23 protein-coding genes and 2 pseudogenes are annotated in these 24264 nt (G+C 58.4%); 4 read left to right on the top strand and 21 right to left on the bottom strand.

The genetic code is table 11. From position 1 onward, the window contains the following. Window positions 1-62 precede the first annotated feature (62 nt). Window positions 63-698, top strand: coding sequence for a response regulator (locus ACOERD_RS06210; protein WP_419738408.1), 636 nt, complete (start codon window positions 63-65; stop codon window positions 696-698). A gap of 9 nt (window positions 699-707) precedes the next feature. Here ACOERD_RS06210 and ACOERD_RS06205 read toward each other — a convergent pair whose 3' ends face one another. The 6 genes from ACOERD_RS06205 to ACOERD_RS06180 form a co-directional block, all read right to left on the bottom strand. After that, window positions 708-2714 (bottom strand): adenylate/guanylate cyclase domain-containing protein, encoded by a 2007-nt coding sequence (locus ACOERD_RS06205; RefSeq protein WP_419738407.1) that lies wholly within the window; start codon window positions 2712-2714, stop codon window positions 708-710. A 202-nt stretch (window positions 2715-2916) separates the two neighbouring features. Further along, a complete protein-coding gene (locus ACOERD_RS06200) occupies window positions 2917-4182 on the bottom strand; it encodes an ABC transporter permease subunit (RefSeq protein ID WP_419738406.1) in 1266 nt (421 codons plus the stop codon). Further along, on the bottom strand, window positions 4179-4985 hold the full coding sequence (locus ACOERD_RS06195; RefSeq protein ID WP_170376956.1) for an ABC transporter ATP-binding protein: 807 nt from the start codon (window positions 4983-4985) through the stop codon (window positions 4179-4181). The genes ACOERD_RS06200 and ACOERD_RS06195 overlap by 4 nt, the downstream gene beginning before the upstream one ends. Before the next feature lie 69 nt (window positions 4986-5054). After that, complete coding sequence (locus ACOERD_RS06190) at window positions 5055-6050, bottom strand: ABC transporter substrate-binding protein (RefSeq protein WP_419738405.1); 996 nt, start codon at window positions 6048-6050, stop codon at window positions 5055-5057. Window positions 6051-6380: 330 nt separating this feature from the next. Further along, on the bottom strand, window positions 6381-6761 hold the full coding sequence (locus ACOERD_RS06185; protein ID WP_419738404.1) for a carboxymuconolactone decarboxylase family protein: 381 nt from the start codon (window positions 6759-6761) through the stop codon (window positions 6381-6383). A gap of 168 nt (window positions 6762-6929) precedes the next feature. Then, window positions 6930-8027, bottom strand: a complete 1098-nt coding sequence (locus ACOERD_RS06180; RefSeq protein WP_419738403.1) for an aromatic ring-hydroxylating oxygenase subunit alpha — start codon at window positions 8025-8027, stop codon at window positions 6930-6932. Window positions 8028-8161: 134 nt separating this feature from the next. Here ACOERD_RS06180 and ACOERD_RS06175 point away from each other — a divergent pair, with 134 nt between their 5' ends. Beyond that, window positions 8162-10639 (top strand): FAD-dependent oxidoreductase, encoded by a 2478-nt coding sequence (locus ACOERD_RS06175; RefSeq protein WP_419738402.1) that lies wholly within the window; start codon window positions 8162-8164, stop codon window positions 10637-10639. 66 nt (window positions 10640-10705) lie between these two features. After that, window positions 10706-11809, top strand: coding sequence for a mandelate racemase/muconate lactonizing enzyme family protein (locus ACOERD_RS06170; protein WP_419738401.1), 1104 nt, complete (start codon window positions 10706-10708; stop codon window positions 11807-11809). 5 nt (window positions 11810-11814) lie between these two features. Here the strand turns inward: ACOERD_RS06170 and ACOERD_RS06165 are convergent, their stop codons facing one another. From ACOERD_RS06165 to ACOERD_RS06110, 12 genes and pseudogenes are all read right to left on the bottom strand, one after another. Next, complete coding sequence (locus tag ACOERD_RS06165) at window positions 11815-12519, bottom strand: ornithine cyclodeaminase family protein (protein WP_419738400.1); 705 nt, start codon at window positions 12517-12519, stop codon at window positions 11815-11817. Further along, the gene (locus ACOERD_RS06160) at window positions 12516-12773 is read right to left on the bottom strand and encodes a hypothetical protein (RefSeq protein ID WP_419738399.1); all 258 of its coding nucleotides are present in this window, start codon (window positions 12771-12773) and stop codon (window positions 12516-12518) included. The genes ACOERD_RS06165 and ACOERD_RS06160 overlap by 4 nt, the downstream gene beginning before the upstream one ends. An 11-nt stretch (window positions 12774-12784) precedes the next feature. Next, window positions 12785-13912, bottom strand: a complete 1128-nt coding sequence (locus tag ACOERD_RS06155; protein ID WP_419738398.1) for an aminotransferase — start codon at window positions 13910-13912, stop codon at window positions 12785-12787. Between the two features lie 22 nt (window positions 13913-13934). Beyond that, window positions 13935-14888, bottom strand: coding sequence for an ornithine cyclodeaminase family protein (locus ACOERD_RS06150; RefSeq protein ID WP_419738397.1), 954 nt, complete (start codon window positions 14886-14888; stop codon window positions 13935-13937). Between the two features lie 93 nt (window positions 14889-14981). Beyond that, a complete protein-coding gene (locus tag ACOERD_RS06145) occupies window positions 14982-15971 on the bottom strand; it encodes a pyridoxal-phosphate dependent enzyme (RefSeq protein WP_419738396.1) in 990 nt (329 codons plus the stop codon). 113 nt (window positions 15972-16084) lie between these two features. Beyond that, entirely contained in the window at window positions 16085-17035 is a 951-nt protein-coding gene (locus tag ACOERD_RS06140; RefSeq protein ID WP_419738395.1) for a LysR family transcriptional regulator, read from the bottom strand. Window positions 17036-17240: 205 nt separating this feature from the next. After that, window positions 17241-17358, bottom strand: a pseudogene (locus tag ACOERD_RS06135) (IS5/IS1182 family transposase); the annotation flags it as partial. Window positions 17359-17528: 170 nt separating this feature from the next. Beyond that, a pseudogene (locus ACOERD_RS06130) lies at window positions 17529-17666 on the bottom strand (transposase); the annotation flags it as partial. A 63-nt stretch (window positions 17667-17729) separates the two neighbouring features. Further along, entirely contained in the window at window positions 17730-17993 is a 264-nt protein-coding gene (locus ACOERD_RS06125; protein WP_170472389.1) for a hypothetical protein, read from the bottom strand. A 13-nt stretch (window positions 17994-18006) separates the two neighbouring features. Continuing rightward, window positions 18007-18699, bottom strand: a complete 693-nt coding sequence (locus ACOERD_RS06120) for a NapC/NirT family cytochrome c (protein WP_419738394.1) — start codon at window positions 18697-18699, stop codon at window positions 18007-18009. A 10-nt stretch (window positions 18700-18709) separates the two neighbouring features. Further along, a complete protein-coding gene (locus ACOERD_RS06115) occupies window positions 18710-19750 on the bottom strand; it encodes an IS110 family transposase (protein ID WP_419738393.1) in 1041 nt (346 codons plus the stop codon). 359 nt (window positions 19751-20109) lie between these two features. Further along, window positions 20110-21852: an IS1634 family transposase gene (locus tag ACOERD_RS06110; protein WP_419737624.1), complete on the bottom strand. Its 1743-nt coding sequence runs from the start codon at window positions 21850-21852 to the stop codon at window positions 20110-20112. On the opposite strand from ACOERD_RS06110, the gene ACOERD_RS06105 reads away from it, so the two are divergent. Beyond that, entirely contained in the window at window positions 21845-21994 is a 150-nt protein-coding gene (locus ACOERD_RS06105) for a hypothetical protein (RefSeq protein WP_419737963.1), read from the top strand. The genes ACOERD_RS06110 and ACOERD_RS06105 overlap by 8 nt on opposite strands. A 64-nt stretch (window positions 21995-22058) precedes the next feature. On the opposite strand, the gene ACOERD_RS06100 is transcribed toward ACOERD_RS06105, so the two are convergent. Genes ACOERD_RS06100 through napG form a run of 3 tightly spaced genes read right to left on the bottom strand, consistent with a single transcriptional unit; the run spans window position 22059 to window position 24241 of the window. Then, window positions 22059-22496 (bottom strand): nitrate reductase cytochrome c-type subunit, encoded by a 438-nt coding sequence (locus tag ACOERD_RS06100; protein WP_419738392.1) that lies wholly within the window; start codon window positions 22494-22496, stop codon window positions 22059-22061. 12 nt (window positions 22497-22508) lie between these two features. Then, a complete protein-coding gene (napH, locus tag ACOERD_RS06095) occupies window positions 22509-23426 on the bottom strand; it encodes a quinol dehydrogenase ferredoxin subunit NapH (RefSeq protein ID WP_419738391.1) in 918 nt (305 codons plus the stop codon). Beyond that, entirely contained in the window at window positions 23423-24241 is an 819-nt protein-coding gene (gene napG, locus ACOERD_RS06090) for a ferredoxin-type protein NapG (RefSeq protein WP_419738390.1), read from the bottom strand. Before napG ends, napH begins: the two co-directional genes overlap by 4 nt. Between the last annotated feature and the right edge of the window lie 23 nt (window positions 24242-24264).

The raw sequence follows: 24264 nt of genomic DNA, 5'->3' as shown, positions 1-24264 counted from the left end.
AACCTAAACACGACCCCCTCAACGCCCCTCTTAGCTCCAAGGGGGGTCAAATTTGGACGCCGATGGGGGGTCATTATTCAATGCCGATTGACAGTCCAAATGACACCGATTGCATTTTGACCGATATCCGACTGCCCGACACGACCGGCGTTCAACTGGCGCGCGACCTGAAGCAGATCGCCAAGGAAACGGGACTGGACAAACCGATCACGACGATTGCAGTGACGGCCAATGTGATGCCTGAAGATCTGGATGAATACACGAACGCTGGCTTTGACGCGGTGGTCTCCAAACCTCTGGATGAGCGTGCACTGTATGGTGCCATGCGGGCCTCACTCGGGCAGCTATCGCCTGAGATATCGTACATTCCAAATACCGATGACACCAAGGAACGCCTGAGGAAATTCCTGAGCAATGAAGAGTTGGATCAGGTTTTCCTGACATTCCGAGAGTCGCTCGAAGATTGTTATGTCGAGCTTAAGAAAGCGCAGGGGCAGGGCGACAGGGACCGGATCGAGTTCCTCGTTCACCGAGTGTACGGCAGTGTGTCCAGTTTTGGTGAGACGGAATTGGCCGCCAAGGCACAATCGGTCGAGGGGCTTTTGCGCAGCGGTACCGAGAATTATAGCGCAGAGTTGGACAAGCTTATTCAATCCTGCGGAGTTGTCATTCAGGGTCTGAAGCGACAGGCCTCGTGATGCGGTTTCTCAAAGTGCGGCCTGCGCCCGTTCGATCATCACCACTGATGCCGGGTCGCCACCGCGTAGCGTGTCGGCAGATTTGAACCCATCGATGGCCTGGGCAAAACGCCCGGCCCTGAAATGGGTCAGGCCAGATTCGTAGGCCGCGATCCAAGCAGGCGGTTCAGACGTGTCAGCAGTCATCGCGATCAGTTCAAACACGACCAATTCCTCGGACCGGCCCGCGATCTCCATCGTGTCCAGTTCGCGGGCGATGATCGCGTTGCCCGCTTCGCGCCGGGTTTCGGGGCCGATCAGGATTGCTGTGCCGTAGCTTTTATTCACGCCCTCCAACCGGCTGGCGACGTTCACCACGTCGCCAATGGCGGTGTAGTTCAAGCGATGCTCGGACCCGATATTGCCAACCAGTGCTTCGCCGCTGTTCAACCCGATCCGCACATGCAAAGCCTCGTCCGACTGGCTTTGCAGTGCAGAGTTTTCAATGTCTTCTACCAGTTCCAAAGCCGCGCGGCAGGCGTGTTCCGCGTGGTTCGGATTCTGCCTTGGCGCACCCCAGAAGGCCATCACTGCGTCGCCTATGAACTTGTCGAGCGTCCCGTCATGGCGTTCGATCGTTGAGGAGGCCGCGTTGAAGAACGGCTCCATCAGTTCCACGACCTTTGGGCCATGTTTCTCGGCCAGACCGGTGAAGCCAGACACATCGCAGAACAGAACAGAAATCTGCTTGGTCTCGCCTCCGGGTTGCGATTTCACACCGGCGGCGACCAGCATTTTCACCAGATCGGTCGGCACATATTTCCGAAACGCCGAAAGCCCGGCTGCCATGCTCGCCGTCGCAGCCGAGAGGTTCTCAAGTTCTACCAAACGTGAAGGACGGCGTGAGACCTGCTCGACATCAAACCGCTCAATCCGGCTGAGGTCTTCGGCGACACGCGACAGCGGATTGGCAACGACCCGGCGCACCAGCCAGATTGCGGCTATTGTGGCCAAGGCCACCACACCCAGAAGGATGTAAACCAGATTTATCAGCGTCCGGTCGATACCTGACAGAAAGGCCGATTCCGGGATGACCGTCGCCACACGCCAGCCATAGAACCCCAGCGGTGTCAAAGCGACCGCATAGGCCACGTCGTCGTACACGACCCGTTTTGTCAGGGTGCCCGCAACAACCCCGTCTGCCTCGGCCAGCAGTTTCTGGCCAGAAAGTTTCGCCACTTCGTAGAGCTCGCCCTCGCCCATGCGGGCGGGGGTGATTTCGTCCGCGTTGGGATCGGGCACGGCAATGACCTTGCCATCGGCGCTGAGGATAAAGGCCGCGCCGAACTCACCGGGGCGCAAAGACCCCAAAAAGCGGGACAGGCGGTCGGTATCAATGGCAACCGACAGCACGCCTTGCCGCTGGCAGCGTACGTCGATTGGGCCGGAATAGGCAAACACCGTCTTGTCGCTGTTTGGCAGATCACGCACTTCGATCCAATCCGGTGTGTCGCGGTCGATGAAGTTGTCATACCATGGGTGTTCACGTGGGTCGTAATCTGTCTCGGCAAAGCTGCGTTCTTCGAACTGAATGTCGCCGGGGATGAAGATATAGCGGTCCCGGCGCAGCTTCCTGTCGTGAATGTTCTCGTCGATTTCGATCATCTCAAGCCCGCTATCCCCCAGCCGGTGGGCTGCAAAGAAATTACCGTCGGGCCAGCCAAAGGTGATCCAAGAGATATTTGGCTGAGATTGCAGCTGAGACAGAAACACAAATTCCCGTTTGTCGGCCTGACGTGTCTCGATCACGTTCTGAATGAAGATCGTCCGGACAGCTGCCCAGGCAGCTTCGGCGGATCTGAGGGTCAGACCAACCTCGATCCGGACCGTGTTCGAGATCTGGCTGTTGATCTCGGCGGCCAACATCTGGCTATTGTCACGCGCTGTTGTCCACCACAGGGAGTGCACAATGAAGGTCGACACTCCGATGGACAAAGCGACGAGCATTGACACAGCGATCCCAACGGTGACACGCATTGAAGCTCCACGACGGCCGATAGTGACTGGCGCTGCGATGCGGACAGTCAGGTTCGAGGCCAAGTCTAGGGGCTGCAACCGTCAGTTGCCAGTTGGTTTCAAACTGCGCGCTAACTTGTGTAGTTGGCGAGAGGAGCGGTTGGACAGAAAAACCGGCAGATCGACGAGCGGGTCAATCTGCCGGTGTTTTTGGTATTTTAGGTCAGCTACGACCTTTCCATGGAACCAGCACGTTCTCGGCTTTGCGCATCAGGATATCAATGCCGTAGCCGATAATGCCGATCAGCACGATGCCCATGATCACGATGTCGGTCAGCTGGAATTTCGAGGCCGCGATGATCATCATACCAGCCCCTTTCTGCGCCGCGACCAGCTCCGCCGCAACAACCGTGCCCCAGCAGACGCCCATCGCGACCCGCGCACCCGTGAAGATCTCGGGCAGAGAGTTCGGGACGATCACATGACGCATGATCTGCCATTTGGATGCACCCAGCGAATAGGCCGCGTGGATCTTGGAGATATTCACCCCCGAAACCCCCGCACGGGCGGCAATGGTCATGATCCAAAGGGCAGCAAGGAACAGCAGAACGATCTTGCCGGTCTCCCAGATTCCGAACCAGATGATGACCAGCGGGATCAGCGCCAGCGGAGGGACAGGTCGCATGAACTCGACAATCGGGTCGAACCAACCGCGGAACCAGCCCGACAAGCCCATCGCATAACCCAGCGGAATACCCACGATGGCCCCGGCGATGAAGCCTGCGATTACTCGCAGCAACGACCAGCCTAAATGCTGCCAGAGCGAGAAGTTCTGATAGCCTTCATTGGCGATCTCGAAGAAACGCGCGACGACCGTTTCCGGCGCAGGAAGCCAGATCGGGTTCATTTGCAAACCCCGTGCTGGGGTAAAGCTGATAGCGCCCTTCCCGGTCAGCGATACAGTGCCGTCGCCAACATTGACTTTTGCGTCAGGACCGATCGGATTGCCATTGATCGCGATGATCTTTGCGCCATCTGCGCGTTTGGCGTCGTCGTTCTTGTCAAACAAGATGGTCGAGGACCGCCCGGTTGGCGCAGCAAATGCATCGTCTTTGGCGAAGCCCGTACCGGGATCAACCTCGAAGTCTTCTGCATCTTCTCCGAAGGGTGGGACGCGGATGAAGACGGTGGCGTCATCAGTCGTGCCGTCTGCATTCTCGACCGTGTAGGTGAATTGGGTTTCCCCCACAAACGGCCCCGGAACATGTAGCGGGATCAGTTTCGATCCTGTGAATGCCGCCCAGATTACGAAGATAACCAGAATCGAGATGATCGAGGCTGCGCGATCCGCGCGCACAGCGCTTTCATCGCCAAAGGTCACAGTTTTCAGGCTGGTAAAGTCCTGACGGCTTTGCAGGCCCTTGCGCAGCAGGTGAACGATCAGAAACGCGCCGCCGAACAGGCCTATATAAAACAGAAGTACGATCATGATGCTTGCTCCGTCCGGCCCATGATTTCTTCTTCCATTTCCCAGATCATCGACAGGATTTCATCTCGGGTTTCAGCGAAACCTTCGGATTTTTTGACATCGCGAAGGTCGGCGTTCACGCCGCGTTCCGCGAAAGGCAGGTTGTATTCCTTGTGAATACGCCCCGGACGCGGGGCCATCACGATCAGGCGTTCGCCCAGCAACAGGGCTTCTTCGACCGAGTGGGTGATCAGGATGATGGTCTTGCCTGTCTCTTTCCAGAGTTTCAGGACCAGGCCCTGCATCTTTTCCCGGGTCAGCGCGTCCAGCGCGCCCAAAGGTTCATCCATCAGGATCACGTCCGGCTCATTCGCCAGACACCGGGCTAGGGCCACGCGCTGCTGCATACCGCCCGACAGCTCATAAACGGCCTTTTCCTTAAAATCCTGAAGGCCGACGACCTCAAGAAGATGGTCCGAGATCTTATCGCGCTCTTCCTTGGGCATGCCCTTCATGCGCGGGCCGAATTCCACGTTTTCGCGCACGTTCATCCATTCGAACAAGGCGCCTTTCTGAAACACCATGCCGCGTTCCGCGTCCGGCCCTTCGACCACGTGGCCATTTAGCTCGACCCGGCCCGAGGTGGGCGCTAGGAAGCCCGCGACGATGTTCAGCAACGTTGTCTTGCCGCATCCCGAGGGCCCGAGGACCGAGACCAACTCACCTTCTTTAAGGCTGAGCGTGACGTCCTGAAGGGCCTGTACCGAGGTGCCGTTGGGCAAGTCAAAGCGCATGGACAAATCAATGATGTCCAGTTCAGGCATTCCGTTTCCTTCCTGCTGTTGTTTCCGAAGGCCAGCCGGATGACCGGCCCCCGGAATATGTATGTTGTATTAGTTGGACGCGGCCGCCAGCGGCGCGCTGTTTACAGCGCCCTCATAGGAGTCCAGCGCCGAGTCGATGCTGCCCGCATCCACAAAGACATTGGCAACGCCGCCCATGAACTCATGCGCGCCACCACCCAGCCATTTGTCAGACAGCTGCTCTTCGGCGGAGGGGAAGGTGAAGGTCGCGATGGTCGCCTCGGCATCGGCCAGGTCCATACCTGCATCCTTTGCGATCACGGCCAGCATCTCATCCTTGGAGTCACCGGCGTTCCACTGCGCGTTTGCGTCAGCAGTCACTTTGAGGAACTTGGACAGCAGTTCAGGCTCTTCCTGAATGAACGAGGTCGGTGCACTTGTTACGTCGAACACCAGAATGCCAAGCTCTTCCTTTTCGGCGCCGGTCAACAGGATGTTGCCGTGGTCGAGCATACGACGCAGCGCGCCACCCCAGCCGCAGACCATGTCCAGGTTACCCTGAGCAAAGGCTGCCGCGCCATCGGCGGGTGCCATGTCGACGATTTCGAGCGAGCTGGTATCAACACCGAAATGGGCCATCTGAGACAGGAACCCGTAGTGCGCGGCTGTGCCGATCGGAACACCGACTTTCTTACCGTTCAACTCTCCGGCGTTGGTCTTGTCGATTTCCAGAGCTTCGGCGACGACGCAGTTGTCATTGTCCGAATAGCTAACAGCAACGTCTACGGCCTGAAGGTCCTGACCAGCTGATGTGGCCACAACGAAGGGCGGAACGCCTTGGCTCACGGCGATCTGAACGTCACCGGATGCCATAGCAGCCGACATCGCAGTCCCGGTGTCGAAGGACACCCAGTTGATCTTGACGCCCATCTCTTCTTCATAGGTGCCGTTGGCCTTGGCGTATTGGAACGGCATTGGCCATTCCAGGAAATAGGCGACGGTGATTTCATCCGCAGCCGCTGCTTGTGATGCCGAGAAGGCGGCAAGACCGGCGCAGGCCGTTGAGAGCAGATACTTTTTGATCATTGGTTTATATTCTCCCTGTTTTGATGATCATTTTTTATGTGGTCCGCCTTTTTAGCGGACCGATGCCTGAGACAATAGACCCAAGATGGTGAAACAGCGAAACAAATTGTGCTGCGGCGCTGTAAAAACCGGGGGCAGAGCTGCGAAATTGAGCGCGAATGCGCGTAAAATCCATATGGTGACCCTGCCGGGAATTGCTGTTTGTTTTCAACATGGTCTCATGGTGAGGCGCCCCTGCGCGCGGTTGTGCCAAAGACGCCTGGTCAAGCGGGCTTGCGCGGGTGCCTGTCGCGGGAATCGACACCTCTGATCGCTGTTCCAAAGCGGGCGTCATAGTAGATCCCGTTCCTCCAACACCTTGCGCGCGACGCGGAAGCATTCAAGCGATTGAGGAACACCGCAGTAGATTCCGACCACGTGAATGATCGACTGAATTTCCTCTCTGGTAACGCCGTTGTTCAGGGCGCCGTTGCAGTGGATTTCCCATTCATGCATCTTGCCCAACGCACCCAGCATGGCGAGGTTCATCATCGAGCGCGTCTTGGCGTCAATCGTGTCGTCGCCCCAACCAAAGCCCCAGCACCAGGCGGTCATCGCCTCCTGAAACGGGCGGGTAAAGTCATCCGCCGCCGCCAGGTTCTTCTCTACATATTCTGCGCCCAGGGTCGATTTGCGTTGCTTCAGCCCGGTTTCGAACAGGGTGTCATCCATAGGTCTTCCTCGTGATTATGCGACCCGTTGACTATTGGTCAGCCAATCCGGCAGACGGGTCTCCTGCCAGATGGGACTTGCCTTTATATCCAAATTCAAAAGCAATGAGTCGCACGTCAACCTGCACAGTGGCAGGTTCTACCGTACGGAATCCAAAAGCGTTTCAGGTCAGGCGGGTTTGTCTACGCCGTCCCGCATCCATTGTTGCAGCCGGGCGATGGAATGTTCGCTCATCACGCCGCATTTGGGATCCAGAACCAGTGGGCCGGGCACATAGCCCTTGGACTTGAGGCCGCGATACACGGATTCGACCAAGCGAATATCCTCGGCCACTGTGGTTTCGCGATCCTGTACGGCCAGCCCGCGGATCACATCGCTTTCATGGCCGCCTTCCGTATACCAGCCCCGCCAGACGGTGCATGTGTCCACGGTTTCGGCGCGCCAGTGATAGGTGTTCAGCACATTCCCCGGATAGCACTGGAATGAGAACATGGGCCAGAGGAACCACGATTGATAGTCTCCGGCATGAGGCACCGACAGGTCGATCGGATAGGTCATCTTTTCCAGCGCCTGACACTCGGTCGTGTGGCGCAGCACGTAGCCGCCTTGTTCGTCTGGCCGGATGTCATAGGTTTCCGGCTTCACCACGCCCTCCGCAAAGGTGGGGTGGTTCGATGGGCAGTGGTAGCACTCCGAGTAATTCTCGACCGAGACCTTCCAGTTGCAATCCTCCGGAATCTCGACCCATTCCAGCGGCGCGAGGTCATCTATATGGGGTACGAATTCGGCAATCTCTTCGCGCACGCCGGGATACCAGTCGTCCATCGGGGCGGCATCTTTGTCGAGATTGACGAAGATGAAGCCCAGAAAAATTTCGGTCCGAACCTCGGTCAGACAGATTTTTTCCCGTTCAAAGCCTGGGACCGACTTGATGTTGGGTCCTGCGCGCAGCCCGCCCGTTAGTTCATACGTCCATTGATGATAGGGGCAAACCACAACGCGAGTGTTGCCGGTTCCGGTCACCATCTCATGCGCGCGGTGTTGGCACACGTTGTAGAAGGTGCGCACCACCTCATCCCTACCGCGAATGGCAAACAGGTTCTGACCAGCAATCTGAAAGGCAAAATAGTCACCCACATTCGGGATATCGGCCGCATGTCCTGCGAATTGCCATGTCCGCGCCAGCAGCCCGTTCATCTCATCTTCGAAGACGGCGGGATCGGTGTAGTAGCGGGCCTCGAGCGAGTGGGTGAGCGGCTTGGTCATGATGGATCCTCAACTTGGAAACCGAGGGGCTTGCCTTGGGTAGCGTTCATTTGTGTCGTTATGTGTTGACCGTGGTACATTTGTTTGATTATCAAATCCACAGAAATCTGCGACTCTGGAACAGGAATCCTGCGATGTCCAAGAAAGAACTGCCCGAACGCGCAAAGGTCGTCATTGTTGGCGGCGGGGTCATGGGCTGCGGCCTAGCCTACCACCTTGGCCACGAAGGATGGGGGGAGGAGACCATCCTGCTGGAAAAGGCCGAGCTGACCAGCGGCTCGACCTGGCATGCGGCGGGCCAGATTACTCATTCCACAAGCTCTTATGGGCTGGGCAAGATGGTCGACTACAATATCGGCCTCTATTCGAAAACGCTGGAAGAAGAGACCGGTCAGGCTGTCACGTGGCACGGTTGCGGCTCGTTCCGGCTGGCCTATACCGAGGATGAGATGGACTGGCTGCGCCACACGTTGTCCGTCGGTCGCGCCCTTGGCTTCAATATTGAGCTGGTAGGGCCCGAGTTCATTGCCGAAAAGCACCCGTTCTACAATCTCGATGGAGTCCTAGGCGCGCTGTATACGCCCGATGATGGCCATGTTGACCCTTCGAACGTGACTATGGCCATGGCGGCGGGTGCGCGGCAGAAAGGTGTGAAGATCTTCCGCCACTGCCGCGCGACCAACATCACGCGGAACGATGCAGGCGAATGGGTGGTCGAGACCGAACAGGGCACGATCACCTGCGAACATGTCGTCAACGCGGGTGGCACCTATGCGCGGCAGATGGGCGAATGGTCCGATCTGCAGCTGCCCATGACCTCGATGACACACCACTATTTTGTCACCGAGAACGTGCCTGAATTTCAGGATCTGGACACGGAACTGCCGGTGATCCGCGATGACAAGATGGTCTCGGGCTATATCCGGATGGAGCAGAAGAAGGGCCTGATCGGGATCTATGAGAAAGAAAACTCGAATTCAGTGTGGCATGATGAATGTCCTTGGGAATACGAGAACTGGCTGTTTGAGGCTGACTATGACCGCGTGATGCCATGGCTTGAGAATTCGCTGGAGCGGATGCCGATCTTTGCCGAACTGGGCATCACACGTGAGGTGCACGGCGCAATCAGCCACCCGCCCGATGGCAACCCGATGGTTGGCCCGGCACCGGGCGTCAAGAACTACTGGTGCTGCTGCGGTACCCAGATCGGGATCGGATGGGGACCTGGTCTGACCCGCGAACTGGCAAAATGGATGGTTCACGGGGCCGCCGATATCAACATGCGCGACTATGACCCGCGCCGCTTTGGCAGCTACGCCAAGAAAGACTGGCAAGTCGTCAAGGCGCATGAGGACTACAAACTGCGCCATGAGATCCCCTTTCCGCATTTCAATCGTCTTGAGGGGCGTCCGATCAAACCGTCTCCGCTATATGAGATCCTCAAGGACAAAGGCGCGGTTTATGAGGAAGTCTTCGGCCACGAGCGTCCCCGTTGGTTCGCTCGCAATGGCGTGGAGCAGCGCGACCACTACTCGTTCCGCCGCAACGAAGTCTTCGAGATGGTTGCGCTGGAATGTCAGGCCGTGCGTGAGCGCGTGGGGATCATGGACGTGACCGCCTTCACCAAGGTTGAGCTCTCGGGGCCGGATGCCTATGCGCTGCTGGATCGCCTGACCGCGAACAAGATGCCTCAGAAAGACGGCTCGATCACGCTGACGCACTTTTTAAACCGCAGAGGGCGGATCGAGCTTGAGACCACGATCGTGCGCATGACCGAAGATCGCTACTATCTTGTCTGCGCCGCGTTCTTCGAGCAACGCCTTGTCGATCACCTGAACCAGAACCTCGCGGGAGAGACCGTCTCCGTCAAAACGCTCTCCGAAGATTGGTCGGCTTTGTCCCTGAACGGGCCAAAATCCCGCGAGGTGCTGGCCAAATGCACCAATGCCGACCTGTCCAATGCCGGTTTCCGGTGGCTGTCCGCACAGGAAATCACTGTCGCCGGGCACAAGGTTTGGGCCTTCCGCATGTCGTATGCGGGTGAATTGGGCTGGGAATTCCACATGCCGGATGAAGCTTGCGTTGACGTCTACAACGCGCTCTGGGCCGCGGGTGAGGCATTCGGGATCGAGAACTACGGCTCGTTCGCGATGAACAGCTTGCGGATGGAGAAAGCCTTCCCTGGCGCTGGTGAACTGACCAATGAGGTCACTTTGCCCGAGGCGAACGTGGGCCGATTCTTCAAGCTGGACAAAGAGTATCTGGGGGTTAAAGCCACCCGCGCCAGCGCCGCACAGGCCCAAGCCGGGCAAATGCCTTGGATCTGCGCTTATCTGGAAATCGAGCCGGACGGCATCGAAGATGGTCATGGGGGTGAGGCAATTCGCATCGACGGCGAGGTCGTAGGCGCGACGGCTTCGGTTGCCTATGGTCATAGCGTCGGCAAGATCCTCGCCTTTGCTTTCGTCAAGCCACATGTGAATGTCCCGGGCACCGAGGTTGAGGTCGTGATCGCCGGCAGCCCGCGCAAGGGGCGTGTCCTTGGTGAAGCGGCCTATGATCCGAAGTCCGAGCGTCCCAGAACGGACGCTCCAGCCGCTGTTCCGGCATAAATACGAAGGGGGCAGGGCGCGCGCACCTGCCCTTTCAACAAGCTCTGTGCCAAAAGGAAGTCTAAGTTGAAGATCACCCGCATTGCCGTTTGGGAAGTCCCTCTGACCAGCCATGAAACCTATTACATGGCGGATGGGAAAACCTGCGATACCACGACTTCCGTGGTTCTGCGGCTTGATACGGATACAGGCTTGCACGGCTGGGGGGAGGTCTGCCCGATCCCTCACTACCTGCCGGCCTATTCCAAGGGTGTCGTTCCGGCCGTGACCGAGTTGGCGCCGGTCCTGATCGGCGCCGATCCCGTTGGGCCCGAGGCTTTGATGGAGAAGTTGAACTCATACCTTCCAGGCCACGGCTATGCGAAATCGGCCATTGATACGGCGCTTTGGGATCTGACGGCGCAGGTTGCCGGTCTGCCTTTGCACAAACTGTTGGGTGGGCGGCAGGTCAAGGATATGCCGCTCTATCACTCGATCACGTGCGTCGCGCCGGATGAGATGGCCCGGATGGCGCGCGACGCGCATGACAAAGGTATGCGCCAGTTTCAGGTCAAGCTGGGCGCAGATGCAGACTGGCAAACGGATGTCGAACGCCTGGCCAAAGTGCGTGAGGCCGTCGGCCCCGGCCCGCTGGTCTATGGCGATTGGAACTGCGGCAGCGATGCGTTGACCGCGATCCGCGTGGGGCGTGCGGCGGCCCATCTGGATGTGATGCTGGAACAACCCTGCGCGACGCTGGAAGAATGCGCCCACGTGCAGCGCTCAACCGATCTGCCGATGAAGATTGACGAGAACGCCTTAGATATTGCCTCGGTCATTCAGGCGCATCAGTTGGGTTGTATGCAGGCCGTTGCGTTGAAACTGTCCAAGATGAGCGGCCTGTCCGCTATGCGTCAGATCCGCGACCTGTGTCTGACCGAGGGTACGCAGATGTGTATCGAGGATACCTGGGGCAGTGACATCACTACCGCTGCGCTGTTGCATTTGGCGGCCTCGACCCCGGCGCGCGGGATCATGAATACCTGTGACCTCAGCCACTATGTCGGACCCCGCCTTGCGCCGGATGGGCCCGTGCGCGAAAACGGCCGTATTGCCCCACCCGAAGGGGTTGGGCTTGGGGTGACCCCCGATACCGAAGTCTTGGGTCAGCCCGTTGCGATCCTTGACTAAGCTGACTAGCCCAGTTGTCCGGTTTCTATCTGTAAAGCGCTTGAGATCGCAATGTCCTGAGCCGCTAGCCCGGTCAGATCCGCGATGGTGATCTGATCAGCCGAATGCCGACCGGGATGCGCTTCAGACAGAATGTTCCCGAATTTGGTGACATCGGCCTCGGTCAGGCGGCCAGTCTTGGCAAGGGTCTGGAACTCTCCGTGATCCAGACATTGATCCGGTGAATCGCAGACCAGCAGATCGGCGCGGGCGACCAGATCGGCCTCAAGCTCCTGTTTGCCGGGGCAGTCGGCGCCAATGGCCGAGATATGTGTGCCGGGTTGTACCCAGTCGTTTGCGATCAGAAAGCTCTGCGCAGGTGTTGTCGTGATGATGGCTTGCGCCGTCTTGCAGGCCGAGGGCAGGTCATCGGCGCGTTCAGCCCTTAGCCCCATTGCGATCAGGTCTTCGGCTGTCGCCTTAGCCTGATCCGGGGACCGCCCCCAGATATGGAAGGACAGACGGCGATCCGCGATCAGCTGTTGCAGGCACTGCGCCTGATGACGGGCCTGCAAGCCGGTGCCGATGATCAGCACGTTCTCAAACCCTTCAACCGCAAGCGCCTGCGTTGCCAATGCTCCGCCGATACCGGTGCGGATATCGGTCAGCCAGCCTTCGTCCTGCAGAAACGCCACCGGCGCGCCGGTTTTGGTTGAAAAGACAAGGTTCATACCGTTCGAACTGGGCAAGCCTTTGGAGGGATTGTCGTAAACCCGGTCGCCATCTTGTTGACGAAGATGTCGTCCCCCTCAATATGGCCGGATTTGACGTGACAATCCCCTGCGGCCTCGGGGAAGCCCAGATAGGTGACGGGCGGGGTCTGAACCCGCCCCTGCGCGACAGCGATATAGGCCGCGCGGATCGCATCAACGGCCCTTGAAAAATCGAACCGATCCTGAATCTGCGCCTTGTCCAGCTGGATCATCTGTGCCCCTCTCAGGCGGCGCTGTGGCGGGTCAGAAAGCCCGAGAATTTCCCGAGACCCGCTACCAGATCCGCCGTGGGATTGGTGTAGCCCAGACGCAGCCAGCCCTCCATGTCCATGGCGCTGCCGGGGGTCAGCATCACGCCGTCTTCTTTCAGCAACGTCACGCACAGCTCACGCGAGGACATGGGCAGGTCGTATTTCAGCAAGGCGGTGGTGCCGGACTTTGGCTTGACCCACGAGATCAGAGGCTCCTGCGCGATCCAGTTTTCGACGATCTGCAGGTTCTCACGGGTGATCCGCTGCGCGCGATCCAGAATTTTGTCGCGGTTTTCCAGCGCCATAGCGGCCAAAAGCTCATCGACCTGACCGACCGAGATGGTGTTGTAATCACGGTGGATCATTACGTCATGCAGCATATCCTTGGGCCCCGCGATCCAGCCAACGCGCAGACCGGCCAGAGAATAGGCTTTGGACATCCCCGCTGTGCTGATCCCCTTTTCGTAAAGATCAGCGACCGCCGCGGTGAAGCCATCCCCGGTCTGATCGGTGCCGCGATAGACCTCATCACACAGCAGCCACGCACCGACGCTGCGCGCGATCTCGACGATCTGTTCCAGCATTTGGCGGTCCATCAACGCGCCCGTTGGGTTGTTGGGGTTGTTGATCGCGATCATTCGCGTGTCGGGGCGGATCATGGCGCGCAGCTCATCCAGATCGGGCAGGAACGCGTTTTCGGGCTTCAGGTGCAGCAACTCGATCTCGGCGCCGATGCTTTCGGGGATCGAGTAGTGCTGCTGATAGGTCGGGATCACCGAAATCACGTGATCCCCGCGGGCGATGAGGGTCTGATGCACCAGAGAATTCGCCCCGATGGTGCCATGGGTGGTCAGGATATTCTCGGGTGTCTGGTTTTCGTACAGGCCGCAAATCGCACCGCGCAACCGGTCCGAGCCTTCGATCGCGCCATAGGTCATCTTCATCGCCGACAGGTCGTTCAGGATGCTGTTGTGCTGGCCGGCCATCTCGAACAGCTCACCTAGAGTGATGGATTCCACGCAGGTTTCCGCAAGGTTGAGCTCGCATTTCGTCTCATACTCATTCATCCACATTTCGACGCCGAAAGGTCTGATATCCATGGGTCTCTCCTCCTGCTCTCAGTTAGGCCGAAGCCGCGTCATAGACGGCGCGGGCCATGAAGATGTCCTCTAGCCCCAACCCGATTGAGCGGAAGAAGACGGGTTTGTCGCCAGACGGCCTCCTGCAGGCCTCAACCTGCAATTCGGCCAGATCACCGCGAATGCTGCCCGGTTGCCAACCGGCCTCGGCCGCCAATTTCATCTCTCCGGCTGAACCGGGCGTGGTGGCGCGATAGTCGCAATAGACCTCGGCTGTTGTCAGGAAAGCCGGGTCGACCTCATGCGCGTTGGCGACATTGGTGCTGATCGAAGTGACCAATGTTCCAGCGGCCACTGACGCGGTGTCGAACACGGGCGTACCGGACGAGGTGCAGAGCATGACGACATCCGCTCCCTGACCGGCGGCTTCCGCGCTGTCAGCCAGTTGGACACGGCTATCTGTCGCCTGCCACTGCCCTGCCAACTCTGCGTTTTGCGCAAGGTTGGGGGAACAGACGCGAATGACGCCCCAGTCGCGCAGGGCCAGCACATGTTTCAGATGCGCTTGCGCCACCTTTCCGGAGCCGATGATCGACAGAATCTTTGCCTCGGGGCGGGCGAGGTGGTCGACGGCCAAAGCGGTTGTGGCCGCGGTGCGTTCGGTCGTCAGTTCACCGGAGTCGCACAGCATCAAGGGCTGGCCGGTTTCCATCGACATGAGAACTGTCCAAGCGGTGATCACGGGCTTACCGGGGCGCACCAGATAGGGCGAGAGTTTGGCGCCAAACAGATCGGCCCCGGTGCTTGCCCCCAGATAGGTGATGAAATCGCCCTTGTCTTCGGGGAACAGCGTCAGGGTTTGCGACGGTTGCACGGCTTGCCCGCGCCCAAGCTCGGTAAACAGAGCGCGCATCGCGGCCAGCGCGTCAACTGAGGGCAAAAGAGCGGCAACGTCTGAGGCGTTTAGCACGATTGCGGATTTGGAGGTGTCGGTCATGACGGAGTCCTTGGTCTTTCGGTGTGGGGCAATCCCCGGTGTGTCTTAGTGGGCGGGATGCTGGCAGGAAATGCCCTTTCATCCACGTGGGGGTCAGGCCCCGGTGTCTTTGAGCACCGACAGGAAAGTCGGCAAGCCTATGTTGCGGCCACTGATGACGACGATGGCGCGATTGGGGGCCATTTCACGAACTTCGGGGCTGAGCGCTGCGATCACCGCGGTGATCGAGCCGCCCTCGACGATCATCCCCTCAGTATCGGCAAACCGGGCCATTTCGGGCACCAGCGCGTTCTCGGGGATGAGAACGGCACGATCCATGAAGTCGCGAATGATCGGGAAGGTATAGCGATTGCGCAGGCCGATTGCCCCCGTGATGCTGCTGGCGAGGCTTGGGAATTCCTCGACATGAACCGGTTTGCCCGCCTCAAGACTGCGCACCATGCCCGGTTCGACCTCCATCGACGACCCGACAACGGAGATCTTGGGTGAGATCGACTTGGTGGCCAGCGCAATGCCAGACAAAAGACCGCCACCGGACAAGGGCGCGATGATCATGTCCGCATCGGGCAAGTCGGTCAGCGCCTCGAGTGCGATCGTGCCTTGCCCCGCGATCACATTCAGATCGTCAAACGGATCTGCCCAGGTATAGCCGTGCTGCTCCATCAGCCGATCCGCGTGATCCTGCGCCTCGTCCTGCGTGTCGCCATGCACGATCACCTCGGCCCCAAGGTCGCGCATCGCCTGACGTTTGTTTTCGGGACAGAGCGAGCAGACAACCACACGAGCCGTGATCCCCAGACGTTTGGACAGATAGGCGACGGCCCTGCCGTGATTGCCGCTGGACACGGCAATGATCCCACGCGCGCGTTCCTCGGCGGTCAGTTGCAGAATGCGGTTTGAGGCTCCCCTTAGTTTGAAGCTGCCTGTGGTTTGCAGGTTCTCCAGCTTCAGCCAGATTTCAAAACCCGCGCGCTCCGACAGGGCCTCAGAAAACGCCAGGGGTGTCTTACGCACGATGGGCGCGATCCGCTGCGCGGTGCGCATGATCTCTTGCAGCGAGACATTGTTGTCGGGGGTCGTCATGTCAGGGGTCCTGCCGTTTCGTTCAATGCCATCGGGACACCATGTCAGAAATCGGATGCGAGAAAATCCGTTTTTTCTGAAGTGAACTTATGGCGGTGCAAAAGTGACGGCGTTCAGGTTTGAGTTTCCGCCAGCGCGGCCAGAAACAGATCTACGCGTTTGTCCCCGTGGCCCTTGCGGGAGACCAGCTGAATATCGGTGTCATAGGCAAAGACCTGCGGTAGAACTGATTTCAGCTCACCTCGCTCTATCCATGGCTCGCAGGCGTGACGGGGCAGGTAGCCGAGGTAAAGGCCGCTAAGGACCATCGCTAGCATCGCCTCCATTGTGGCCGCAGTTGCAGTGCTGGTGAAAGGCCCAGGTGCCTGGTGTCGGTCGCGATCATCAAAGCTGCGTTTGGAATACCGCGCTTTGGTCACTGCCTTTTCGATTTCGTCTGGGTCATACAGATCATAGATCGGATTTAACCGGCCGCAGCACAACAGCTGCTGTTCGACATAGACTGTTTCGGCGCGCAGCGAGGGGGACAATTCCTGAAATGGCCCGATGGCGATGTTGAGTTCATTGTTCAGCAAGGCGCGCTCCATTTGAGGGGCGCTCATGATGGTGATGTTCAGCGAAATCTCCGGCGCTTGCGCGGCGAACCTTTGGATCACCTTGTAGATCGGGCAGGAGAGATTGGTCAGAATCGCATCGTCCATCGCAATGTTGAATTGACCCTGCATGTCGCTCGTATAGGCCTGAACCGACCTGTTGAAGGACCCGATCGCAACGCTGAGCGAGCGGAGTTCCTGATACACAAGATGCCCCCCTTCGGTCAGCTGAAACCCACCGCGTCCGCGGTCACACAGGCGAAAGCCCAGCCGCGTTTCCAGGTTCGAGATTGCGGCGCTGACGGCAGACAAGCTCATGTTCAGCCCATATTGCGCGGGGGAAAGCCCTCCGGCCTCGACGACATGGGCAAACACCTGCAAAAGCTTCATGTCCGCATCTTGCAAACGCAGTTGAACAGCGGACGTTCCGCCCTGATTAGCCGTACGCAAGTCTTGGGTCTTGTCTTTCAATTGTTACGCCCATCGCTGATCCGGTTTCACCACTATCTTTAAGTTAGGACGAACAAGAGGTGCAACTCTCAGAGCGTGTGGAACCCGGAATAGCTGAAACGCCAAAACCCTAAGAGCCGCAAGGCGGCCTTCCACTTTAAGTACATGGCGCAGAGTCCAGCATCAAAACCTGTGACCTAACACCAAGGGTCAGGAAGCAAATCCTAAAAATGACTGTCGCTGCGAGCGCGATTGCAGAAAGGAAGACTTTGGTGGCGATCATAACGTGTCGCCACGCGTATCCAATCTCTGAACCTACCAAACAGGATCTCAAATCTCCGCCTGGCGGTGCATTGCGCAGCGATGTCCCGAAAGGGGATCACCATTGTCAATTCCTCGCCATGTTCGGCAGCTGGGCCGACCATCATTCGAGTAAAGTGCTTTCCTCGCTCCTACGTTTCCATCGACTGTAGAGCGTCTTGTGCGGACCTTAGACCTCGTGCGCGGCTCGCTATCGTGTTCCACTACGATTGATGAAGAAAATCTTGCTCAGCACTCGTTCATCATCGACCCGTGGCCTGCCGTGCGACTTCGGGAAGAAATGGGAAAGCTTGGCCATCTGCTCGTCGCTCCGCCGGATCAGATCGCTCATGCCATCGCTCCGTGTTCCAAGACGTGCATGATGCAACGCATCGAAAATCAATGCATCCTGACTCTATGGCCTGACTTGCGTTCCTTTTATTCGGATAAGGCTCCCTAGACCGCCCGCACATACGCCAACCAGAATAGCAATCACGAGCTCAAGAGCTTCGATTTGCGCAAATTGAAAACCGGCAAAGACCAGTGTTTCGAACACGCCGACAAGTCCGCCCAGCGCCGCGCCAAGCCAAATTTGTCTGGTCATCATTCCCAGCGCCAACCCAAGGATGCCGGGCAGGCTGAGGATGTTTCCACCGATTGTCCCAAGTATATCTAACATCTCTGCCCCCTTCTTAATCGGCGCTGGTGTTGAGGAAGGACCGGATGTCATTGCCAGACACCGCCGCCTGTTTATGCAGCGGTTTGCCGTCAACCGCTTCGGCTATGTCCTGATAGGTCTCAAGATATCCCGGCGGCAGGCTGTGAGCGATGCCCTGGTGGCAGTCGATACAGGTCATCCCGGTGTCAATCGCACGCTGGTGCTCGCTGGCGGCGCGTGTTTCCTGCAAGGTAAAGTCCATATAGTCGAAGTTGTGACAGTTCCGGCATTCGCGGCTATCAGACTCTTTCATCTTCTTCCAAACGGCCGAGGCCATTGCCAGACGGTGATCCTCGTATTTCTCGGGGGTGCTGATTGTGCCTGCGAGCTCGTGATAGACATCTTTCACGGCCATGATCTTGGCTTTGATCTTGTGGTTCCACTCATCCGGCACGTGACAATCCGAACAAATCGCGCGCACGCCCGAGTGGTTGTTGTAGTGGATCGTCTCGCGGTATTCACCCAGGTTGGTTTCCATCGTATGGCAGGACACGCAGAACTCTTCGGTATTGGTCAGTTCAAGCGTCCAGTGAAAGCCACCCCAGAACAGGATACCCCCAAGAAAACCGGCCAAGATCAAAAACCCCGAACTGAACAGAACAGCCGGAGTCCAGAACGCGTTCCACAAGCGACCGATCCAGCCGCGTTTTTCAGGAGAGTCTGCCATCTTGGTGCTCCTATGATGTTTGTCCAGCGGTTTGTCTGGTATTTTTGATCTTGAAGGCTGGGAAGTCCTCGAATATCCAATTGTTTTTCAATGTGTTGTAGATGATGGTCAGGAGCTTTCGAGCGGTGGCGATGATGGCTTTTCCCGACCCGCGCCGCTCCTTGATGCGGCGGTAGAACGTGTTGAGATAGCCGGAATATCGGATGGCGCTGAGCGTGCATTGCACCAGCGTCGTACGCACCAGCTTGTTGCCCTGCTTCGTAATCCTGCCGTGTATTTCAACGCCGTTTGAGGCGGCAACACGCGGCACGATCCCCACATAAGCGGCCAGTTTGTCGGCGGTGGCAAAGTCGTTCACATCGCCAATCCCGGACAGGAAAATCGCAGCGGCCCGCGCTCCAATGCCCTTGATTGAGGTGATTTCCTCAAACCCATCAAGCGCTGCAGCGGTCTCTTCCAGCGCCTTATCCAGCCTGCGGATCGCGGCACTCAACTGCAACGCCTGATCCCGCAGCTCCGTCAGTTCGATCCGTTCGACGTCGCTGAAGCGTTCAATCTCCAAAGCGCGCAACCGTTTGTCCGAGAAACCCGCCTTCTTGAGTTTGATCCCGTGCCGATTGAACATGCCATGGATCTTGTTGAGTACCCTGGTACGCGATTTCACCAACATGTCTCGAGTCTGTGCCAGAGAGGCCAGTTCGGTTTCACCTGCACGTTTCAGGCGTGTCTCGGGGAGCATGTCTTTAGACAGGAACGTCGCCAGAGCGCGCGCATCGTTGCGGTCGGTTTTCTTCACCGATTTGCGGATCACCTGGAACTGGCGTGGGTTCACCACGACGATCCGGCCCACGCAGGGGCGAATTTCTCGGCAGAACCATGCCGAGTTGCCGGTCGCTTCTACCGCCACTTCATCCTCCGCATCCACGCTCAGGCAGAACCGCTCAAGATCAGCCGCCGCGAGTTGAAACGTCTCAAACGCCTCTGAGCCATCCCCACCAATGCGGCAGATCGTGAAGGAATTCGTATGTAAATCGACACCAATAAAGGCCATGTGCTATACTCCCATCGTTGGGAGGCGGAACCCCGGATGGGGCGTGAACGGCCAAACCAAACTCCTATTCGAGGTCAGGGCAACAGCCCACGCCTCAGGATGGTCGTTCGGAAACAGGTGAAGGGTAATCTCCTTTACAGGGTCAAACGCCCTAGATTGCTCATACATCCTGAAACCTATCCGCCTCTCCCAACTCAATAACAGAATCAGGAATTTTGACCGTTCACAGCACATTCATCCCATCTCCCCTGACTTCCGACATTTTTTCGTATAAGTCATTGATATTATTATGCCTTGGTTGCCAAAAGGCACTACACGGACTTTTTTCGCCAGCGATTGTTTCGGAGTGTTGAGGGAGCTCAGGCTTTGGTCTGGCCAGTTTTTCGGGTGCGCCCGGGGGGTATCTTGAAAGGGGCTTCGTTCCAGGTCAGGCCGACGCAGGTGAGGATGCGTCTGGCATCGACCGTGGCATGGCTTGGCATGCCGTAGCGGTCAGGGGTGCCTTTGTGGCGCAGGATCGAGAGCTGCAATGCGTTCAACTCGTTGCGGATACGAGCCGGGCTCATCGGGTGTCCGAGCAGGTCCAGATGCTTGCGCAGGTGCTGCAGGCAGCAGAAGGCCATGTAGCAGATGGCGATATGGGCCCGGACCCGACGCGGCGACCAGTGATAGATGGGCCGGATTTTCAGATCGTGCTTGTTGGTGCGGAAGCAGGCTTCGATCTCCCACAACTGGTGATAGCGGGCAATGACGTCCTGTGCCTCCAGTTCGTCCGCACCATGAACAACAATGGCATGCAGCCCGTCCCATTGTGCCGCTGCCTTGATCTTTGCATCATCCAGCGTGACGTCCCCGCTGTCGGGGAAGGCCAGGAAGCGGCCATATCCCCGGCTGCTGAAGCTGCCGGGTTTGCGAGAGCGCTTGAGCTTCTTGTGCAGCTTTTCGATTGCCTTGTCGCGCTTGTGGGCATCATTGCGTGCCCGGGTGGGTGACCAGGTCACAATGACCCGCGCTCCCTCCTGGTCGATCACCTTGTACCAGCCCTTCTCGGTTGCCTCTTCAGAACCGTGTCCAGCCCAAGGCTGGCGTCCCTCCGGGCTCAAAATGTTCGCCTTCACGGCGGCCGGGGCGGACTTCATGCGATAGCCGAGGATGTAGGGCAGACCCTTGTTCTGCAACATCTGCTGGTTGTCCTTGCTGAGCATGGCGGCATCGGCCACGAACGTGACCCTGGCCACGTCGAAGCGTCCCTCCAACGCCTTCAGCGCAGCTTCCAGCGTATGACCTTCCCAGGTGTTTCCCGGGAAGAGTTCATAGCCCACAGGCAGCCCATCGGAGGTGACGATCAGCGCCAGCATGACCTGAGCGCGGTGATGCTTGCCATCCTTGCTGAAGCCCTTGGCCAGAAGATGATCCTGCTCGACCCCGTCCGCATCCTCGGCCGGGTCCTCGCGCTCGGTGTCAAAGGCCAGGGTCGTGCAATCGTAGAACAGCACGGTCACTGGCCCGCCCAGCAACTTCTCTGCCGCCGCGTGAGAGGTTTTGCAAATCCCGTCTATCACCGGCGTATTGATGTAATCCATGCTCCGATAGACCACGTCCAGATTGAGCGTGATGCCTGCCTGGTTCTCCAACGCCTCCACGGTCGCGCGCTTGCTCTCGGGCTGTGCGATCCGCGCCATAACCAGCTCTTTCACAATGCGATTGGCACTTTTACGCGCCGCCCCCAGAAGGGCCCCCCAACCCAGTTGGTCATACATCGTCCCCATGACATCCCGCAGACCCAGAGAGACCCGCGCCTCCTCACGGCACTCGGCAAGATCAACGCCAAGCTTGTCCGGCCGCGGAGCGCGGCGCACCAGCGCCTGCAGATCGGCATATTCCGTGGGCGTGAACAGTTCCATTTGCGGCGAGCGATCAATGCGTAATTGCTCCATCAAGCGGCCCGCCAGACGCTTGATATCCTCAATCTCGCTGTCGTTATGGGCCACACCCACATGGCGCAGGATCTTCTGGCGTACCTTGGAGCCGGTGCGGACGGATTCAACGATCTGGATCCGTGTGCGGTTGAGCTTTGCGTCATGTTTGGTGCGGATGAACATGGGCGAAGAGGTTAGCCATCTGAAGGCCCATGTCAATACTTTTTATAATAATGGGGCACTACAACGCGCCTCTGAGCAACCACACCTGAAAACAAACCAAAAACCCAGTCAGATCAACAAAAAGGTCGGAAGTCAGGAATAACAGAATCAGGAATTTTGACCGTTCACAGCACATTCATCCCATCTCCTTTCAATCATACGTTGGATTAGTTGCTGTGGGATGGTTCAAACAGGTTATCGACCAAGGTAGGCGCATTTACCTGCGGCACGTGACACTGGTTGCAGAAATACCTGGTCCCTGCGATGTGATCCAACTCATTGCCGTCGCGATCGAGATAGTGGGTCATCGACAAGGTGGGCGCGTTGCGTTCGCCCGCAACTGTCCAGTCATGGCAGGAAAGGCACTGGTTGGTCCGCGTGTCGATCTGGTATTGTTCGATCGAATGCGGGATCAGCGGCGGCTGCTGCCGGTAGTTCCGGACAATGCGTCCTTCCATCGTTTTGTGAACGCGATCCAGCGGGACCGTTTCATCCACTTCGCCGCCTCGCAGGGTCTCAACCTGGGCGGATTGCGCAAGGGCGAACCCGCTGAGGAGTACGACTGGGATCAGGGCGGCGACGCCTGTCAGGATTGGCTTGTTCATCTGTGCACTCCCTTAGATTGGTCTAGCCGTGCCCGCATCGGACGCGGGAACGGGATCGAAAGGTGCGACGACTTGGTCGTCGAACCGGTGAGTAAATTTGAAGACATCCACGGCACATACATCGATGCAGCGGCCGCAATTCGAGCAATCAGGCGACAGGATCAGCGGCGTCGCATCCGGTTTGCCTTTCAACGCTGGCGAGATGACCTGGTTCTCCGGGCAGACGGCGTAGCAATCCATGCAGTCATTGCACGCCGTCCGGTTGGAGGCGCTGACACGCAGCAGGCTTTTACGGCCGATCAGGCCATAGAAGGCGCCGACCGGGCAGATATGGCCACACCAATCGTGACGGGCGACGACCAGATCAAAGATGAAGATCGCAGCGATCAGCGCCCAGACAAAGCCCGCGCCGAAAATCAGTCCGCGATGCAGCATGGTGATCGGATTGACCAACTCCCACGCGATGACGCCAGTCAGGCCCGAGACGATCAGGACCGTCGCCAGTATCCACAGACGGGTGGTGCGTTTGGGTTGCCAGCCTTTGGGCAGGTCCAGCTTGCGGTGCAACCAGTTGGCGGCATCAGTCACCGGGTTGATCGGACAGACCCACGAACAATAGACGCGCCCGCCGATCAGCGCATAGGCGACAAGAACGATGATCCCGCCAATAAGGGCGGTCAGTTCCGGCCAGTGCCCGGCCACAAAGCTTTGCAGCAGCACAAAGGGATCGGTTAGGGGCAAAACGCCAAGGGTCAGCGACCCCGCCAACGTCCCCTGAACGATCCAGATGCCGAACCAAGGCCCCAGCAGAAAGAGCGCTAAAAAGAACAGTTGGCTTGTCCGACGCAGCAGTAGGAATCTATGCGCACCGATCCAGCCTTTGGCCTCAATAGCCTCCCGACCAACGGAAACATGAGTGTTCGCGCTCATTGGCCTGCCCCCGGTAGGTTATAGGAGGGCGCAAAGCCGCCCGGTGCGGCCAGATTGTCAGTACCCGGCCCCGGCAGGCGGTCGGGTAGGTCGATCAATCCGTCCACAAGCGGACCGCCGTGGCTTTCTTTTTTTTCCCAGCCCTTGCGATAGTGGTCCGCGCTGCTGCCGCGCGCCAATCGGGCGGGCAGTACTTTGATCGCAGCTTCGGGTAGAACACAGCTTTTCTCGCACATACCGCAGCCGGTGCAGCGGTCGGCATGGACGGTGGGAATGAACATCGCATGGTGGCCTGAACGCGCGTTGTGCGCGGTTTCCAGTGTTATCGCCTCGTCAATAACGGGGCAGACGCGGTAACAGACATCGCAGCGCAGACCGAGGAAGTTCAGGCAGTTTTCCTGATCGACCAGAACCGCAACGCCCATGTTGGCATCATCGATATTGTCCAAACCCGGGTCCAGCGCGCCGGTGGGACAAGCGGCGACACAGGGGATGTCATCGCACATCTCACACGGCACATCGCGGGCGGTGAAATAGGGCGTACCGGTTGCAACGGCATCGACCCCAAGCTCAGCCAGTTTCAGGGTATCGTAAGGGCAGTCCCGCACGCAGAGACCGCAGCGAATACAGGCTGCCAGGAACTCTTTCTCCGACAATGCGCCAGGCGGGCGCAAGGCTTCCGCCGGGAGCGCGCGGGCGTCGCGCGCCAACCAGGCCAGCAATGACCCGGCGACTACGCAGCCACCTGCCGCGCGCGCGGTATCCTGCAGGAAGCGGCGCCGTTGCGGCGAGAGAGGAGTACCGGTCAGGGACATGGGGACAACCTTTGCGATCCTTC

It is taken from the genome of Ruegeria sp., from assembly GCF_965199275.1.
GTDB lineage: Bacteria > Pseudomonadota > Alphaproteobacteria > Rhodobacterales > Rhodobacteraceae > Ruegeria.
Note: the sequence above shows the minus strand (reverse complement) of the source record. Positions and strands in the feature narration are given on the sequence as shown.

Excerpts from the sequence above, each read along its gene's own strand:
- ACOERD_RS06210 (WP_419738408.1), top strand. The coding sequence starts at position 63 with ATGGGGGGTCATTATTCAATGCCGATTGACAGTCCAAATGACACCGAT.
- ACOERD_RS06205 (WP_419738407.1), bottom strand. The coding sequence starts at position 2,714 with ATGCGTGTCACCGTTGGGATCGCTGTGTCAATGCTCGTCGCTTTGTCC.
- ACOERD_RS06200 (WP_419738406.1), bottom strand. The coding sequence starts at position 4,182 with ATGATCGTACTTCTGTTTTATATAGGCCTGTTCGGCGGCGCGTTTCTG.
- ACOERD_RS06195 (WP_170376956.1), bottom strand. The coding sequence starts at position 4,985 with ATGCCTGAACTGGACATCATTGATTTGTCCATGCGCTTTGACTTGCCC.
- ACOERD_RS06190 (WP_419738405.1), bottom strand. The coding sequence starts at position 6,050 with ATGATCAAAAAGTATCTGCTCTCAACGGCCTGCGCCGGTCTTGCCGCC.
- ACOERD_RS06185 (WP_419738404.1), bottom strand. The coding sequence starts at position 6,761 with ATGGATGACACCCTGTTCGAAACCGGGCTGAAGCAACGCAAATCGACC.
- ACOERD_RS06180 (WP_419738403.1), bottom strand. The coding sequence starts at position 8,027 with ATGACCAAGCCGCTCACCCACTCGCTCGAGGCCCGCTACTACACCGAT.
- ACOERD_RS06175 (WP_419738402.1), top strand. The coding sequence starts at position 8,162 with ATGTCCAAGAAAGAACTGCCCGAACGCGCAAAGGTCGTCATTGTTGGC.
- ACOERD_RS06165 (WP_419738400.1), bottom strand. The coding sequence starts at position 12,519 with ATGAACCTTGTCTTTTCAACCAAAACCGGCGCGCCGGTGGCGTTTCTG.
- ACOERD_RS06160 (WP_419738399.1), bottom strand. The coding sequence starts at position 12,773 with ATGATCCAGCTGGACAAGGCGCAGATTCAGGATCGGTTCGATTTTTCA.
- ACOERD_RS06155 (WP_419738398.1), bottom strand. The coding sequence starts at position 13,912 with ATGGATATCAGACCTTTCGGCGTCGAAATGTGGATGAATGAGTATGAG.
- ACOERD_RS06150 (WP_419738397.1), bottom strand. The coding sequence starts at position 14,888 with ATGACCGACACCTCCAAATCCGCAATCGTGCTAAACGCCTCAGACGTT.
- ACOERD_RS06145 (WP_419738396.1), bottom strand. The coding sequence starts at position 15,971 with ATGACGACCCCCGACAACAATGTCTCGCTGCAAGAGATCATGCGCACC.
- ACOERD_RS06125 (WP_170472389.1), bottom strand. The coding sequence starts at position 17,993 with ATGTTAGATATACTTGGGACAATCGGTGGAAACATCCTCAGCCTGCCC.
- ACOERD_RS06120 (WP_419738394.1), bottom strand. The coding sequence starts at position 18,699 with ATGGCAGACTCTCCTGAAAAACGCGGCTGGATCGGTCGCTTGTGGAAC.
- ACOERD_RS06115 (WP_419738393.1), bottom strand. The coding sequence starts at position 19,750 with ATGGCCTTTATTGGTGTCGATTTACATACGAATTCCTTCACGATCTGC.
- ACOERD_RS06105 (WP_419737963.1), top strand. The coding sequence starts at position 21,845 with ATGAACATGGGCGAAGAGGTTAGCCATCTGAAGGCCCATGTCAATACT.
- ACOERD_RS06110 (WP_419737624.1), bottom strand. The coding sequence starts at position 21,852 with ATGTTCATCCGCACCAAACATGACGCAAAGCTCAACCGCACACGGATC.
- ACOERD_RS06100 (WP_419738392.1), bottom strand. The coding sequence starts at position 22,496 with ATGAACAAGCCAATCCTGACAGGCGTCGCCGCCCTGATCCCAGTCGTA.
- napH (WP_419738391.1), bottom strand. The coding sequence starts at position 23,426 with ATGAGCGCGAACACTCATGTTTCCGTTGGTCGGGAGGCTATTGAGGCC.
- napG (WP_419738390.1), bottom strand. The coding sequence starts at position 24,241 with ATGTCCCTGACCGGTACTCCTCTCTCGCCGCAACGGCGCCGCTTCCTG.